Below are 14,933 nucleotides of genomic sequence, written 5' to 3'. Positions count from 1 at the left end.
CGCAGAAAGCTCAGAATCGCCTGATAAACAGCCCGACGCAATAGTGCCGAATCTCCTCTGGCTTATAGAGTCAGAATCATCACATTTTCCCCGAAAGGGCTGTGCTATGACTCCTCCCGAACCGTTGTCCGCGGCCGCTGCCGAAGCCGCCTGGAACTCCTACGTCGCCGCCTGGAACTCCCGTCAGGGCGCCACCCTGGTGGCCGCCCTGGCCCCGGGCGCCACCTACGTCGACCCGATGTTGCCCGGCCCGCTGTCCGGGGAGGCGCTGGCCGGGTACGTCGACGCGTTGGCCGCGTCCACCCCGGACCTGGCCCTGGTCAGCGACGAACTCACCATTGACCGATCCCGCTTGTGGGCGTCCTGGCACATGACCGGCACCTGGACCGGGCCCCTCCCCGGGCTCCCGGAGCCGACCGGAGCCGGGTGGGAAATCCGCGGCGTCGATGTCGTCGCGCTCGGCGCCGAGGGGCTGACCGAGATCGTGGGCTACTTCGACTCCGGCGCCTTCCTGCGTTCGCTCGGGCTCTCGGTGACGGTCGCGCCGCCCGACTGATCGGGGCCGCGTACGCACGGTCGCGCGGCGTCACCACCGGGCAGCCCGCTTCGGGGCGCATCGAACCCGGGCTGCCCGCCGCCGTTGGGCGGGGTGGCCTAGACTGCCTGGGCACCCGATCGGGAGGATCACCATGCCCCACCTGCGGCGCCCGCTGGCACTGCTGTCGACCGTTGCCCTGCTCGGCGCGCTCAGTGCGTGCAGTACGAGTCCCAACAACGGTGTCGCCATGGGGGACCAGACCCTCACCGTGGCGCAGGTGCAGCAGTTCACCGAGCGAGCGAACGCACAGATCGAGTCGGCACCGCCGTCGGTACGCTGGGCGATCGACGCGGTCCCGGTGGTCACCGGACAGGCCCCCTCGGTCGAGCTGTGGAACGAGGCCGGCACCGCGCAGATGCTCGCCACCGAGTACGCCCTGCAGGCGGCCGGACTTCCGCAGCCGGGGCAGGATCCGGTGCAGCAGGTCGACCCGGCGATCCGGCAGGTGCTGCAGGAGCGCCCCGAGGCAATGCGGCTGTGGCGGGCGAACATCATCAGCGCCACGCTGAGCAGCGCCGACCCTGAGGCGCTGACCCAGGTGAAGCAGCGCGTACCGGTCACCCTGAACCCCCGCTACGGCTCCTGGCCCGAGGTCGGGTCCGGCTCGCTCTCGCGGGTCGGTCGCGACGCCTCCTCGGAGTGACCATGGCCACCCCCGACCCGACGGGCACCGAGGCCGACAGTCAGCTCGATCGACTCGTCGCGGTGATGGCCCGGTTGCGTACCGAGTGCCCCTGGGACGCCCAGCAGACCCATCGCAGCCTGGTGCGCTACCTGGTCGAGGAGACCTGCGAGGTGATCGACGCCATCGAATCCGGGGACGCCGACGACCTGCGGGAAGAACTCGGCGACCTGTTGCTGCAGGTGGTCTTCCATGCCCGGATCGCCTCGGAATCGGCCGGCTTCGATCTGCAGGACGTGGCGGCCGGGATCAGCGCCAAGCTGATCGACCGGCATCCCTACGTCTTCGGTGAGGGGTCGGTGCCCGATGACCTCAACGCCACCTGGGAGGCTCGCAAGCGGGCGGAGAAGGGCCGTACCTCCGCGCTGGAGGGGATCCCGGAGTCGCTGTCGGCGATGACCCGGGCCGCCAAGGTGATCTCGCGAACCCGCTCGCACGCGGTCCCCCTCGACCTGCCGACCGCCCCGGTCACCGCGCCGGAGGTGGGCCGCGGCGTCCTCGACCTGGTGGCCCGGGCCCAGGCCGCCGGGATCGACCCGGAGCAGGCCGTACGCGACGCGCTGCGCGAGTTGGAGGGCGAGGTTCGCGCCGCGGAGTCGGGCGCGGCCGCGGTGTAGGCAAGCTCACCTGCCAACCCGGAGCCCGCGCCTGCGGGGGCCGGGCGGCCCAACTAGGGTGGGATTCGAGCGGCCGCTGTGCCGGCCGCGCAACCTCTCCGCACTGTGAAAGGCAGCATCGTGGCTCAGATCGACAACATTCTTGCCCGCGAGATCCTCGACTCCCGGGGCAACCCCACCGTCGAGGTGCAGGTCCAGCTCCAGGACGGCTCCAGCGGGCGGGCCGCGGTCCCCTCCGGTGCCTCCACCGGCGCCTTCGAGGCCGTCGAACTGCGTGACGGCGGTGAGCGTTACCTCGGCAAGGGCGTCCAGCAGGCGGTGGACAACGTGGACGAGCTGGCCGAGGTCGTCGGCGTCTTCGACGCCACCGACCAGCGCCTGATCGATGAGGCGATGATCGACAAGGACGGCACCGACAACAAGGGCCGGCTCGGCGCCAACGCCATCCTCGGCGTCTCGCTCGCGGTCGCCAAGGCCGCCGCGGACTACTCCGACCTGCCGCTGTTCCGCTACGTCGGTGGCGCGAACGCGCACGTGCTGCCGGTGCCGATGATGAACATCCTCAATGGCGGCGCCCATGCCGACTCCAACGTCGACATCCAAGAGTTCATGATCGCCCCGATCGGCGCGGAAACCTTCTCCGAGGCCCTCCGGATGGGTGCCGAGGTCTACCACACCCTGAAGAAGGTCCTGCACAACAAGGGCCTGGGCACCGGCCTGGGCGATGAGGGCGGCTTCGCGCCGAACCTGGAGTCCAATGCCGCCGCGCTCGACCTGATCGTCGAGGCCATCAAGGAGGCCGGGTACGAGCCCGGAACCCAGGTCGCCCTCGCCCTGGACGTGGCCGCCTCGGAGTTCTACACCGACGGCTCCTACGCCTTCGAGGGCGGCACGAAGTCGGCCCAGGACATGATCGAGCTGTACGCCTCCTGGGTCGAGAAGTACCCGCTGGTCTCCATCGAGGATCCGCTCAACGAGGAGGACTGGGACGGTTGGAAGGCGATCACCGAGCGGCTGGGCGCCAAGGTCCAGCTGGTCGGCGACGACCTGTTCGTCACCAACCCCGAGCGGCTGCAGCGCGGCATCGACGAGGGCGCCGCCAATGCCCTGCTGGTCAAGGTGAATCAGATCGGTACCCTCACCGAGACCCTGGACGCCTGCGAACTCGCCCAGCGCAGCGGCTACCGCTGCATGATGTCGCACCGCTCCGGGGAGACCGAGGACGTCACCATCGCCCATCTGGCCGTGGCGATCAACTGCGGTCAGATCAAGACCGGTGCCCCCGCGCGCTCGGACCGCGTCGCCAAGTACAACGAGCTGCTGCGCATCGAGGAGTTCCTCGAGGATTCCGCCAGCTACGCCGGGGCCGCGGCCTTCCCGCGCTTTCGGGCCAACTGAACACACCGCTGCCTTCCCGGGGGAGCAGGCGCTCTCGGCCTAGACTTGGGTCGATGCCTCACACACCTCGCAGTAGCCGTACCGGAGCCGGTCCGGGTCGTGGTCGCCCACGATCCCGGGCCGGTTCGCGTACCCGGTCGACGAATGTGGCGCCCCCCACGGTCCACGACGCCGATCAGGTCGCGACCGCGGACGATCCGGCGCCCACCCGGGGCCTGCGGGTCACCCGTCGGGCGCTGGCGCTGCTGATCGTGCTGGCGGTGGTCGCGGTCTCTTTCGGCAACAGTCTGCGGGTCTATTTCGAGACCGAGCAGCGCAGCGCGGCGAACCGGGAGCGGATCGCCGCCTCCGAACAGCGCATCGGTGAACTCCAGGACGACCTGAGCCGCTGGGACGACCCGCAGTACGTCCGGGCCCAGGCCCACACCCGGCTCGGCTGGGTGATGCCCGGTGAGGTCGGCTACCGGGTGGTCGGGGCCGACGGGAAACCGATCGGGAACACGATCCAGACCCAGCGCGACGACAAGCCGGGGGTCGCTGCGAACCAGGAGCGCCCGTGGTGGCAGAAGATCTGGGAATCGGTCAAGGTGGCCGACGGCACCGGGACGCCGGGGCCCACGCCGGAGGCGGCGAAGCCGCCGCTGACCGACGGCACCAACACCCCCACGCCGAGGACCAGCCCCACGCCGACGGCGACCCCGACCCCGAGCAAGAGCGCCAGCAAGACCCCGACGAAGAGCCCGAGTGTGACCAAGAGCCCGACCAAGAGCACCCGATGACCGAACCCAAGCAGTACCAGCCGTTGTCCGAAGCCGATGCGGCCGCGGTCGAAGCGCAGTTGGAACGGCCGGCCCGCGGCGTGGCCGGGGTGGCCTGGCGCTGTCCGTGCGGGAAACCGGGCGTGATCGCGACCGAACCCCGGCTGCCCGACGGTACGCCGTTCCCGACCACCTACTATCTGACCTGTCCCCGGGCCACCTCGGCGGTCTCCACCCTGGAGGCGTCGGGGATGATGGCCGAGATGACCCGGCGCCTCAGCGAGGATCCCGAGCTCGCCGCGGCGTACCGACACGCGCACGAGGCCTACCTGGCCGACCGGGCCGCGCTGGGGGAGGTCCCCGAGATCGAGGGGATCAGCGCCGGCGGGATGCCGAATCGGGTCAAGTGCCTGCACGTGCTGGTGGGGCACTCCCTGGCCGCCGGCCCCGGGGTGAATCCGCTGGGCGATGAGGCCGTGGCCGAACTCGGGGAGTTCTGGCGCAACCCCTGCTGACCGAGGGTCAGTCCTCGCCGTAGGAGGCGTACGCCGCGGGGTTATTGACCGCCCAGGTCTCCGCGGCCGCCAACGTCGGGGACAGCAGCAGCAGATCGGTGCCGTCGACCCAGCAGCGACTGCCGTCGGCGAAGTTCCAGTACGTGCCGTCCTCGCCGTCCAGACTGCGACCGGTGGCCGGCGTCCCCCCGATCAGGGCGGTGATCACCGCGCTCACCGCCGCCATTCGGGCCGCGGTGTCCACCGATTCCGCCGGAGCCTCGGGATCCCAGCAGGTGTGTTCCAGTTGCAGGCGGTCGGTCTCCTCGGGGGTCCCGCCGGCCGACCCCGAGGCCCCCGTCGGGGTCTCCAGGATCGTGCCGCGCCGGCCCAGCGGACGCCAGCCGAACCGTTCCTGCAGCAGGGCCCGGGTCTCGGTCACCGGACGGGTCCAGTCGACGGCGGCGGCGACCCGGAAGAAGTCCCGGATCTCATCGTCGGTCAGGGCGTACTCGGCCCCAGGGACAAGGTTCGGATCAACCATCTGTGACCTCCGGTCGGTTCGGCGGCCTCACCAGGTGAGCCGGCTCGGGTCGATAGTGAACGGCTGGCTGGACACCGACCCGTCCGGGCGGGTGCGTACCAGCTCGTAGTTCACGTTGATACTGCCATCTTGCAGGCCCTCGCGGACCGCCGGGTTCTTGGCGAGATAGTCCGCCAGGGCGGGATCGCGGGCCGCGACGTCGTTGAGGTACTCGGTGGTGCCCTGCTGGGCCCGGCCGTCCGGGGTGTCCCGGGCGCCGAGCGGGCTGTTGCCGCCCTTGGCCTCGTAGACGTTCAGATCGGTCACCTTCCCGTCCGGGCCGTGGGTCACCGACATCTGGTCGAACGTGCCGGCGCCGGAGCCCGGCTGGGTCGGGATGGGTTCCTGCCCCCGTTGGTGGATGACATTGCTGGCGCCCTGTTCGCCCATCGCCTCGGAGTGCTGGCCGAGCTTGGCCTGCGCGTCCCGCTGCTGGCGGAAGCCCTCGCGGATCTCCCGGGCCTCGGCGGCACTGATGCCGTACTTCTGGCGCAGCTCGGCCACCGACATCCCGCCGACCTCGGACTTGCTCGCCGGCGGCTCGACCGGGGGCAGGCTGTCGTAGAGCTCGTCGCGGGCGGCGATCGCGTCCTTGTTGTTCTTGGCGAGCTGGGTGCGCCGGGTCACCAGCGCCGGGTCGACCGGCGGATGCTGGGTCCGCGGTCCCTTCTGGGCCCGGTGGGCCAGCGGCTTCTTGGCCGGTTTCACCTTCTTGAGGAAGGGGCCGACGACCTTCTCCAGGATGCCGGCGCCCGCGGCCGCCTTGCTCACGAAGCCGACTCCCGACCACGCTGCGTACCCATGAGAAGTCACCTTTCGCCGGATGCCGGTTCGAGGTTAGGCGGGCCCCGGTCCGCGGCGGCGGGAGCGCGACCGGAAGAATCCGCCGAGTGCTGAACGTCGTTCAAATCGGGTTACCATGCGGCCATGGCGTTGACGAAGGACCGGGTGCTGGGCACCGCCCTGGAGATTGTCGACAGCTACGGGCTCGGTGACCTCAGCATGCGGCGGCTGGCCGGGGCGCTCGGGGTGCAGCCGGGGGCGCTGTACTACCACGTCGCCAACAAGCAGACCCTGCTCATCGAACTGGCCGACCTGATCCTGGCCGACCCGATCCCGACCACGCCGCAGCAGGCCGGGGAGCAGCCGGGGGACTGGTTGCGCGAGTGGGGCCTGGGCCTGCATCGGCAGTTGCGCGCCCACCGCTGCGGGGCCGAACTGGTCAGCGCCGCGTTGGCGATGCGCCCGGCCGGCGAATCACCGGCGCGCCCGGTGCTGGAGCGGCTCACCCACGGCGGGCTCTCCGCCGAGGACGCCGCCGCGGTTGCCGCCGGGGCGCTGCACCTGGTGATCGGCCACAGCCTGGACGCCGAACAGCGTGCCCAGTACGCCGAACTCGGCCACGACTGCGGCGCCGAGGACCCCGAGGCGGCGGAGCGACGCCTCGACGCGGCCCTCGGCATGCTCGCCCGGGGGGCCGGATGCTGAGCCTCTACCAACCCGGCACCAGCCCGGTCCACCGCTGTCCGGCCTGGGTGAAACTGCTCGCGATGCTGGTGCTGGGCACCGCCGCCTTCTTCCTCACCGACCTGCGGGTGCTCGGCGCCGGATTGGCCGTGGTGATCGGGGCGTACGCGGTGGCCCGGATCCCGATCGCCGCGGCGTGGAAACTGCTGCGCGGCGTACTGGTGATGCTGGTCATCGTCGTGCTCGCCCAGGGCCTGCTCGGGGACTGGCCCACCGCGGCCCAGGTCGGCATCCGGCTGCTGCTGGTGATCGGGCTGGCGAACCTGATCACGCTGACCACCACCCAGACCGCGATCGTCGACACCGTCGAGCGGATCGCCACGCCGCTGCGGGTCTTCGGCGTACGCCCGGACCGGATCGGGCTGCTGATCGCGCTGGTGTTCCGCTTCATCCCGGTGATCGCCACCGAAGCGGCCCGGGTCCGGGAGGCGCACGAGGCACGCGGGGTGCGGCCGGGGCTGTCCTATCTGGCGCCGCTGGTCATCCGGACCCTGCGGATGGCCGACGGGCTCGGCGAGGCGCTCGAGGTGCGCGGCGTCGGCGAGGACGATCCACCCCGTCGGCGCGGTGCTAGAGTCCGCGGTTGAACACTGTTCAAAATCGAGAAAGGTCGCGCCGATGCGTCCCAAAGACATCGCCCTGATCGCCCTGTTCACCGCGCTGATGTGCGTGCTCGGGCTGACCCCGCGGATCCAGTTGCCGCTGCTGCCGGCACCGTTCACCGCACAGACCCTCGGGGTGATCCTGGCCGGCGGAATCCTGGGGGCGCGCCGCGGCTTCGCGTCGATGGCGCTGTTCGTCCTACTGGTCGCGATCGGGGCGCCGGTGCTGGTCGGCGGAGTCGGTGGCCTGGGGATGATCCTCGGCCCGACCGGCGGCTTCATCATCGCCTACCCCTTCGGTGCGCTGGTGACCGGGCTGCTGATCGAGCGCTGGTGGCCGAAGCTGAACTACCTCACCGCCTTCCTGGCCGGCTTCATCGGCGGCGCCCTGGTGCTCTACGTCATCGGGCAGCCGTGGCTGATCACCGTATCGGCCAAGGTCAGCCTCGCCGACGGCTGGTGGAGCTGGATTGTCTACCTGCCCGGTGATCTGATCAAAACCGCCATCGCGGCCGGGATCATCGTCACGGTCAAGAAGGCCTATCCGCTGATCACGCCGCGGCGTACGGATGCGACCCCGGCGGCGGCCTGAGGCATGATCGAACTTCGCCGGGTGAGCTTCGCCTACCCCCAGCGGCCGGTGCTGACCGAGGTCTCCGCGGTGCTCGCCGAGCAACGGATCGGGATCGTCGGGGGCAACGGATCGGGCAAGTCCACCCTGGCGCGGCTGATCAACGGCCTGGTCCGGCCGACCGGTGGGCAGGTGCTGGTGGACGGGCTGGACACCCACCGCGACCTCAAGCAGGTACGCCGCCGCGTCGGCTTCGTCTTCCAGGACCCGGATCTGCAGATCGTGATGCCGACGGTGGCGGAGGATCTGGCGTTCTCCCTGCGGCCGCGGAAGCTGCCGGCCGATCAGGTGCGGCAGCGGGTCGAGCAGACGTTGGCGGCCTACGGGCTGCAGGAGCATGCCGATCATCCCGCGCACCTGCTGTCGGGCGGACAGAAGCAGCTGCTGGCGCTGGCCGCGGTGCTGATCACCGAGCCCGCGATCATGGTGCTGGACGAGCCGACCACGCTGCTGGATCTGCGGAATCGGCGCGCGGTGATGCGGGTGGTCGCGGGGTTGCCCCAGCAGGTGGTGCTGGTCACCCATGATCTCGATGTGCTCGCCGACTTCGACCGGGTGCTGGTGATCGACGAGGGCCGGATCGTCGCCGACGACACCCCCGGGCCGGCGCTGGCGGCGTACCGCCGGTTGGCCGAGGTGTGAGCCGGTGCGATACGAATAGCCGGTGTTCCCACGAGCTGCCGCCATCGACTGCGGTACCAACTCCCTGCGCCTGCTGATCGCCGAACGCACCCCCGCCGGGGTCGTGGACGTACGCCGGGACACCCGGGTGGTCCGGCTCGGGGAGGGGGTCGATGCCACCGGCGAGTTTGCCCCGGCGGCCCTGGCGCGTACCTTCGCTCAGCTGGAGGTGTACGCCGCCGCGGTCCGGGCGGCCGGGGTATCGGCGCCGGCCATCCGCTGCGTGGCCACCTCCGCGGCGCGTGATGTGGCCAACCGGGCGGAGTTCTTCGCCGGGGTCCGCGAGCGGCTGGGGGTCGAGGTGGAGGTCCTGCCCGGACAGACCGAGGCGGAATTGTCGTTTGCAGGTGCAGTTGCGGGATTCACCGAGTTGGCCGGACCGGTCCTGGTGACCGACCTCGGCGGGGGATCCACCGAACTGGTGCTGGGGGTTTCCGGCCGGATCGACCATGCCGTTTCGCTCGATATCGGGGCGGTCCGACTCCGGGAACGCTTTCTCAGGAATGATCCGCCGCGTGCCGATGAGATTGAGGGCGCGCGAGCCTATGTCGATGCTCAACTGGATGCTTCCGGTGTCCCCTTTTTGGGGGCGTCCACGTGGCTCGGCGTCGCCGGGACATTCAGCTCGCTGGCGGTCTTCGATCTCGGCCTGGACCGGTACGTACGCGACCGCGTGCATGGCCACCGGATTTCCCGGGCCCGCCTCGCCGAACTCAACGATTTCGTTCTGACTAGGGAAATCGCCGAGCTGATCGAGCTCATGCCGGGGCTGGAACCGGGCCGGGCGGCGGTGCTGTGCGGGGGGACGCTGATCGCCGAACGGCTGGCCGCCCGGATCGACGTCGCGGCCACGGTGAGTGAATCCGACATCCTCGACGGGTTGGTCGCCTCGCTCTGGTGATTGGAGTTGTGCAAAGTGAGGTTCTCTCAGGCTATCCTGAACACGCGGGTCGCGCCCGGATAGTTGAGGGCCGTAGGAAAGGTTCGAGATGCAGGCTTGGCAGTGGTTGATTCTGGCTCTTCCCGCCATCTTGCTGGTGGTGTCGATCGTGATGATCGTGCGAATCCTCATCAGTGGGAGCGGAGCCTAGGATTCCGAGCCCGACGCCGAGCCCGGCCTTCCCACCGATGCGGAGGCCTATCGGGATCTGGCCGAGGAGGAAGAAACCGGCGGCTGGCGTCGCCCGGCGCCCGAGACCGGCGATGCCCTGGACGAGTTGTTCGAGGCTCCGCAGGACACCCCGGACGTCGAGGAGACCCCGCGGCACGCGGCCAGCTGACCGTCGCGCCCCCGTAGCCCAACGGCAGAGGCAGGCGGCTTAAACCCGCTCGAGTGTGGGTTCGACTCCCATCGGGGGCACACCAAGCACCAGGCCCGATCCCGGTCAGTCCGGGATCGGGCCTCGCTGTGCCCGCAGGCCGGTCACTCGGCGAGGAAGTCGGCAATCAGGCCGTTCACCAGCTCCGGCGACTGCCGGTTCGACCAGTGGCCGTGACCCGACAGCAACTCCAGCCGGGCGCCCGGGACGAGTCTCGCCGCCGCCATGGTCTGTTTGGGGTTCACGCCGATGTCGCGGTCGCCCTGGATGAACAGGGTGGGTGCGGTGATCTCGGGCAGCCGGGGGCGCAGATCCACGTTCATCCGACAGGGCCCGATCGAGGCCTTCTGCCAGTCACTGGCCCGGCCGCCCCCGTTCGCCATCTCGGTCATCACCTCGTCCACGGCGTCGTCGAAGTCGGCCACCGGACCGGCGAACAGGGCCGTCTGCAGGAAGGACGCGACGCGTTCCCGTGAGCTGAACATGGCGTCGGGCAGGGTTTCGTTCAGCAGCCGGGACCTGGCGGTGAGCCAGAGCAACTGATGCACCACCGGCGGGAAGGAGATGATTCCGGCCGGGGCGAGGGCGACGATCCGGTCCACCCGATCCGGATGTTCGATCGCCGTGCTGAGGGTGAGCGCGCCGCCCTGGGACAGCCCCACCAGGTGTGCCCGATCGAGGCCGAACGCGTCCAGGGTCTCGATCACGCAACGCAGCATGCGTAGGTGATCGGCCGTACCGGTCCAGGGGCGGCTGCGACCCTGCTTGGGCCAGTCCAGGGCAAATACCCGGTGACTCTCGGCGAGGACGGGGATCAGGTGGCGCCAGCTGAGCAGGGCACTGTCGGCGCCGGCACCACTGAGCAGCAGGACGGGGGAGCCGGTCTCACCGGCGTGATAGACGTGCAGGCGGCCCTCGGGGGCCTCGAAGTATCTGCTGGCCAGGCCGGGGATATCGGGGGGCATGGTCTCTCCCTCGCCGGGGCGCGTGCTCCTCACGCTGTCACAGGTGACGGTCACGGTCCCGGCGACCCCGCTCAGGTCAGCAGTAGGTCAGGGCCAGACCTGGGCGGGGCCACTCGACCTCGATCAGCTGGCCGCTCCCGCCGAGGGTGATGTAGGCAGTGCGCAGGTCCGGTCCACCGAAAGCGATGTTGGTCGTGTGCGGGTCGCCGGTCGGGACTACGTCCACGATCTGTCCATCCGGCGCGATCACGGTAATCGCCCCGGTGACCAGGGTTGCCACACAGATGTTCCCGTTGACTTCCACGGCCAGGCCGTCACAGCGTTGAGCGCCGCCGAGGCCGGTCAGTACCCGTCCGACCGCTGCGTCGGCCTTTGCGGGTATCGCGATCTTCCCGGGTGCGTGCAGATCGAAGCAGAGCAGTCTGCCGGTGTAGGTTTCGGTCACGTACAGGGTCCCACCGTCGGCGGACAGTCCGATTCCGTTGGGCTTGTCGATCGGGTACACGGCCTCTACCAGCCCCCCATCGGGCCGGGCGTAATAGACGACCCCGAGGTCGAAGACCCGGCCCATTCGTTTCCCGGTGTCGGTGAACCAGAATCCGCCCGCAGCGTCGAAGACCAGGTCGTTCGGGTGGCGCAGCGCGACGTCGCCGCAGTGGTTGTGGAGAAGCTCGACCCGGCCGGTTTCCGGGTCGACTCGCTCGATCCGTCCGCCCGTGTAGGACGTCGGATCGACCGGCCCGGGCACCCAGCCGGTGCCGTGCGGGGTGAAGGACATGCCACCGTTATTGCAGACGTAGATCATTCCGTCGGGCCCGAGCGCGGCGCCGTTCGGACCCCCGGGGAGTTGTGCGATCGTCTCGGCGCGGCCGTCGGGCTGGATGCGGGTCAATCGCTCTCCGCGCATTTCCACCAGGACGACCGATCCGTCCGGCATCACGATCGGGCCTTCGGGAAACTCCAGTCCGGATCTGACAACTCGCATCTTCATCGCAATCCTTTCGCACCTGCGTGCCGCCCACCGCGGGTCGGACTCAGTCCTTTTTGAATTCCGGCGGAATCTGGGAGACGCCGGGGACGTAGCTGCGGGCGGAGCCGAGGTGGGCGATGGCATCGATCTCGATCAGCGCACCCTGGCGGCCGATGGCAGACACCGCAACGGTGGAGGCGGCCGGGAGTTCGCCCTGGAAGACGCCGGCGCGAACCCCCAGGTACGCGGCGACATCGTTCATGTCGGTGAGGTAGGTGGTCAGTCGGACGATGTCGTTCATCGTCGCCCCCACCCGTGCCAGCGCCTGCTCGATGCGGGCGAAAGCGACTGTTGTCTGATCCACGATGCCGCCGGCCAGGACCCGGCCGGCAGGGTCGCGGACCGTGCCGTCGTAGTCGATGCCGGTCTTGCCGGTCAGGAAGATCAGCCGTGCGCCCCCGCCGAGGTCGATCGTCACCGAATCGCTGTTCACCTTGGGGGTGGCGCTGTTCGTCATGAGGCTCACTTCATCGTCGGCATTACATAACAATCTGTAGGGTATTCTCCGCTTCGGATGACGTCAACGCATCTGCGGTCGCAGTGGAGGCCGATCCTTGATCAGAGAGTGGGCATGACGATGGCGGGACTGCTGGAAGGCAAGGTGGCTTTCATTACCGGCGCGGCGCGCGGGCAGGGCCGGGCCCATGCCGTGGCGCTGGCCAAGGAGGGTGCAGACATCATTGCGATCGATATCTGCCGGACTGTGGAGAAGGTGCAGTATCCAGGTGCGACGCCGCAGGACCTTGCCGAGACGGTGCGCCTGGTTGAAGCCCTTGATCGCCGGATCGTGGCCAGCCAGGTGGACGTACGCGACACTGCGGGCGTGCAGCAGGCAGTCGACGAAGGTGTCGCGACGCTCGGTCGGCTGGACATCGTCGTCGCCAATGCCGGCATCTCCGTGCTGGAGCCGGTGCTCGACACCTCGGACGAGACCTGGGAAACGACGATCGGAGTCAACCTCACCGGCGTGTTCAAGACGGTGCGCGCCACCGCACCCCACATCATCGCCGGTGGCGAAGGGGGTTCGATCGTGATCACCTCCTCAAGCGCCGCGCGCAGGCCCAATCCCAACCTGGGCTCCTATGCTGCCTCGAAAGCGGGTGTCACCATGCTGATGCAGGTGCTGGCGCTGGAACTGGCGCCGCACTGGATTCGGGTGAACACGGTCCATCCGACCGTGGTGCATACGCCGATGATCCACAACGAATACAAGTACAAGGTCTTCCGTCCCGAACTCGATCACCCCACCCGGGCCGACTTCGAGGTCGCGGCCGCCGGCCTCAACCGGCTGCCGATCGCTGGTGTCGAGGTCGAGGATGTTGCCGCTGCGGTGTTGTATTTGGTTGGTGACGCGAGTCGGTACGTCACTGGCACCACGCTGTTCGTCGATGGCGGCGCGCAGCTCTGACACGCTGCAGGATCCCTGACAGGGCTGGCCCCGACTCGTTCGCACCGAGCCGGGGCCGACCGCTGTGGCTCACAGCGTGCTGGCCGCCCAGAATCCGGACTGGGTGGCCTCATACATCCGGCCCCCGCGCAGCCGGGTCCCGATCACCCGGACGGTTTCCTCGTTCACGGCGTCGGCCAACGACAGCTCAGCGGTGCGGCTCCGGGCCCACACCACGGTGCCGTCGCTCGGCGCGTCCTGGTTCGTCGCCAGGGTGACCCCCGCCGGCTCCAGGAGTTGCTTGAGCCGGTCGCGCTGCATGTCGTTGGTGTCCAGGCCCACCTCCTCGGCCGGCGAACTCAGTGTCACCTGTCGGCCCTGCTCGGCCAGCCACAGGGCGGCGAACATCGCGGTCTCGGTGTCCCCGAAGACGGTCACGGTGTCCGCGTCGGGGACGGTGCCGGTGGTGAGCATGGAGACCGCATCGATCCCGCCGCCGGGGATCTGGGTCGCCACGGTGCCGGTGGCCAGCAGCACCTCGTCGAAATCGGCCAGATCGGCGGCCGTGGCCTCGGTGGCCAGGCGTACCTCGACCCCGAGCCGATCCAACTCGACCCGATAGAACTCGATCAACGCGGCGACCTCCGCGTTCAGGAAACTGGCTGCCGCCCACGCGTGCAACTGGCCACCGATCCGGGCTTCGCGCTCGATCACGGTGACGGCGTGGCCGCGCTGGGCGGCGACCAGGGCAGCCTCGCAGCCGGCCGGGCCGGCCCCGACGATCAGGACCCGCTTGGCCACGTCCGCCTTACCCAGCGCCGCAGCGGCGCGGGCCTCCTGGGACAGGGCCGGGTTGATCACACACTGGGTACGCTGCCCGGCGAACATCCACCGGGAGATGCATTCGTTGACCGCCAGGCAGCGCCGAACATGGGCCTCCTGGCCACGTCGTGTCTTGGCCACCAGCTCGGGGTCGGCCAGTTGGCCTCGCCCGAACGCGACGAAATCGAAGTCGCCGGCACCCACCGCGGCGTCCATCTCCTCGATCAGCCAAGCCAGCCGGCCCACCGCGATCACCGGTACGTCGACGACCTCCTTGACCGCCTTGGCATAGTGCACCAAGTTGCCCGGCGGGTACATCGGCAACAGTGTGTCCGCGGTGTCGTAGTTGCCCGCCGATACATCGATGGCATCGACCAGCGGTTCCAGCATTTTTGCGAACGCCAACCCATCGGCCATCGACAGGCCGCCCTCGTACGGCTCCTCCACACTCATCCGGTAGAGCACCGGATAGTCCGGGCCGACCAGTTCGCGGATCCCGCGGACCACCTCCAGCGCGAAGCGGGCCCGGTTCTCCAGAGAGCCCCCGTACTCGTCGGTGCGTTTGTTGGTCTTGGGTGACAGGAACTGCCCCAGCAGGTAGCCGTGCGCACCGTGGAGTTCGACCGCGTCGAAGCCGGCCTCGACCGCGCGCCGGGCGCCCTGTACGTAGTAGTCGATGAGACCGGGAATCTCGTCGAGTTCGATGGTCCGCGGTCCTCCTCGGCGGGATCCCCGATGATCCCGCACCGCACGGTGAACCGAGTCTACGCGACAGCGCCCCGTCACCCCTTGGGTTGATTGGCGGGCGTACCGGAATGATTGCGCGGTTGCCGGAGAGG

The 14,933-nt window shown here is 69.4% G+C and carries 18 protein-coding genes and 1 tRNA gene; 13 read left to right on the top strand and 6 right to left on the bottom strand.

All coding sequences use genetic code 11. From position 1 onward, the window contains the following. Nucleotides 1-106 precede the first annotated feature (106 nt). From G531_RS26060 to G531_RS0101330, 6 genes are all read left to right on the top strand, one after another. On the top strand, nucleotides 107-556 hold the full coding sequence (locus G531_RS26060; protein WP_026925883.1) for an ester cyclase: 450 nt from the start codon (nucleotides 107-109) through the stop codon (nucleotides 554-556). A 133-nt stretch (nucleotides 557-689) separates the two neighbouring features. Then, entirely contained in the window at nucleotides 690-1,241 is a 552-nt protein-coding gene (locus G531_RS0101350) for a hypothetical protein (RefSeq protein ID WP_026925882.1), read from the top strand. A 2-nt stretch (nucleotides 1,242-1,243) separates the two neighbouring features. After that, a complete protein-coding gene (locus tag G531_RS0101345) occupies nucleotides 1,244-1,897 on the top strand; it encodes a nucleoside triphosphate pyrophosphohydrolase (protein ID WP_026925881.1) in 654 nt (217 codons plus the stop codon). Nucleotides 1,898-2,017: 120 nt separating this feature from the next. Next, the gene (gene eno, locus G531_RS0101340) at nucleotides 2,018-3,295 is read left to right on the top strand and encodes a phosphopyruvate hydratase (RefSeq protein WP_026925880.1); all 1,278 of its coding nucleotides are present in this window, start codon (nucleotides 2,018-2,020) and stop codon (nucleotides 3,293-3,295) included. A 146-nt stretch (nucleotides 3,296-3,441) separates the two neighbouring features. Beyond that, the gene (locus tag G531_RS24200; RefSeq protein ID WP_051214866.1) at nucleotides 3,442-4,074 is read left to right on the top strand and encodes an FtsB family cell division protein; all 633 of its coding nucleotides are present in this window, start codon (nucleotides 3,442-3,444) and stop codon (nucleotides 4,072-4,074) included. Beyond that, nucleotides 4,071-4,568, top strand: coding sequence for a DUF501 domain-containing protein (locus G531_RS0101330; protein ID WP_026925879.1), 498 nt, complete (start codon nucleotides 4,071-4,073; stop codon nucleotides 4,566-4,568). The genes G531_RS24200 and G531_RS0101330 overlap by 4 nt, the downstream gene beginning before the upstream one ends. Before the next feature lie 7 nt (nucleotides 4,569-4,575). Here the strand turns inward: G531_RS0101330 and G531_RS0101325 are convergent, their stop codons facing one another. Continuing rightward, nucleotides 4,576-5,091: a hypothetical protein gene (locus G531_RS0101325; RefSeq protein ID WP_026925878.1), complete on the bottom strand. Its 516-nt coding sequence runs from the start codon at nucleotides 5,089-5,091 to the stop codon at nucleotides 4,576-4,578. A 27-nt stretch (nucleotides 5,092-5,118) separates the two neighbouring features. Continuing rightward, nucleotides 5,119-5,901: a hypothetical protein gene (locus G531_RS0101320; RefSeq protein ID WP_026925877.1), complete on the bottom strand. Its 783-nt coding sequence runs from the start codon at nucleotides 5,899-5,901 to the stop codon at nucleotides 5,119-5,121. A 156-nt stretch (nucleotides 5,902-6,057) separates the two neighbouring features. Here G531_RS0101320 and G531_RS19590 point away from each other — a divergent pair, with 156 nt between their 5' ends. From G531_RS19590 to G531_RS0101285, 6 genes are all read left to right on the top strand, one after another. Then, on the top strand, nucleotides 6,058-6,618 hold the full coding sequence (locus G531_RS19590; protein WP_051214865.1) for a TetR/AcrR family transcriptional regulator: 561 nt from the start codon (nucleotides 6,058-6,060) through the stop codon (nucleotides 6,616-6,618). After that, nucleotides 6,612-7,244 carry an energy-coupling factor transporter transmembrane component T family protein gene (locus tag G531_RS0101310; RefSeq protein WP_026925876.1) on the top strand — a complete coding sequence of 211 codons (633 nt, stop codon included), beginning with the start codon at nucleotides 6,612-6,614 and terminating at the stop codon, nucleotides 7,242-7,244. Before G531_RS19590 ends, G531_RS0101310 begins: the two co-directional genes overlap by 7 nt. 31 nt (nucleotides 7,245-7,275) lie before the next feature. Then, on the top strand, nucleotides 7,276-7,851 hold the full coding sequence (locus tag G531_RS0101305) for a biotin transporter BioY (protein WP_026925875.1): 576 nt from the start codon (nucleotides 7,276-7,278) through the stop codon (nucleotides 7,849-7,851). Between the two features lie 3 nt (nucleotides 7,852-7,854). Next, nucleotides 7,855-8,532, top strand: a complete 678-nt coding sequence (locus tag G531_RS0101300) for an energy-coupling factor ABC transporter ATP-binding protein (RefSeq protein ID WP_026925874.1) — start codon at nucleotides 7,855-7,857, stop codon at nucleotides 8,530-8,532. A gap of 22 nt (nucleotides 8,533-8,554) precedes the next feature. Then, nucleotides 8,555-9,472, top strand: coding sequence for a Ppx/GppA phosphatase family protein (locus G531_RS0101295; RefSeq protein WP_026925873.1), 918 nt, complete (start codon nucleotides 8,555-8,557; stop codon nucleotides 9,470-9,472). 386 nt (nucleotides 9,473-9,858) lie between these two features. Next, nucleotides 9,859-9,931: transfer RNA gene (locus G531_RS0101285), tRNA-Leu, on the top strand. A gap of 63 nt (nucleotides 9,932-9,994) precedes the next feature. Here G531_RS0101285 and G531_RS0101280 read toward each other — a convergent pair. The 3 genes from G531_RS0101280 to G531_RS24195 form a co-directional block, all read right to left on the bottom strand. After that, nucleotides 9,995-10,855, bottom strand: a complete 861-nt coding sequence (locus G531_RS0101280; RefSeq protein ID WP_051214864.1) for an alpha/beta fold hydrolase — start codon at nucleotides 10,853-10,855, stop codon at nucleotides 9,995-9,997. Between the two features lie 76 nt (nucleotides 10,856-10,931). Continuing rightward, nucleotides 10,932-11,846: an SMP-30/gluconolactonase/LRE family protein gene (locus tag G531_RS0101275; protein ID WP_035756648.1), complete on the bottom strand. Its 915-nt coding sequence runs from the start codon at nucleotides 11,844-11,846 to the stop codon at nucleotides 10,932-10,934. Nucleotides 11,847-11,889: 43 nt separating this feature from the next. Next, nucleotides 11,890-12,342 (bottom strand): RidA family protein, encoded by a 453-nt coding sequence (locus G531_RS24195; protein ID WP_051214863.1) that lies wholly within the window; start codon nucleotides 12,340-12,342, stop codon nucleotides 11,890-11,892. A 114-nt stretch (nucleotides 12,343-12,456) separates the two neighbouring features. Here G531_RS24195 and G531_RS0101265 point away from each other — a divergent pair, with 114 nt between their 5' ends. After that, complete coding sequence (locus tag G531_RS0101265) at nucleotides 12,457-13,293, top strand: mycofactocin-coupled SDR family oxidoreductase (protein ID WP_281177519.1); 837 nt, start codon at nucleotides 12,457-12,459, stop codon at nucleotides 13,291-13,293. Nucleotides 13,294-13,362: 69 nt separating this feature from the next. Here the strand turns inward: G531_RS0101265 and G531_RS19580 are convergent, their stop codons facing one another. Next, nucleotides 13,363-14,841 (bottom strand): oxidoreductase, encoded by a 1,479-nt coding sequence (locus G531_RS19580; protein WP_051214862.1) that lies wholly within the window; start codon nucleotides 14,839-14,841, stop codon nucleotides 13,363-13,365. Nucleotides 14,842-14,933 lie beyond the last annotated feature (92 nt).

Source organism: Granulicoccus phenolivorans DSM 17626 = NBRC 107789 = JCM 15570 (assembly GCF_000423085.1).
GTDB lineage: Bacteria > Actinomycetota > Actinomycetes > Propionibacteriales > Propionibacteriaceae > Granulicoccus > Granulicoccus phenolivorans.
This window is presented reverse-complemented; position numbering and strand designations above follow the sequence as displayed.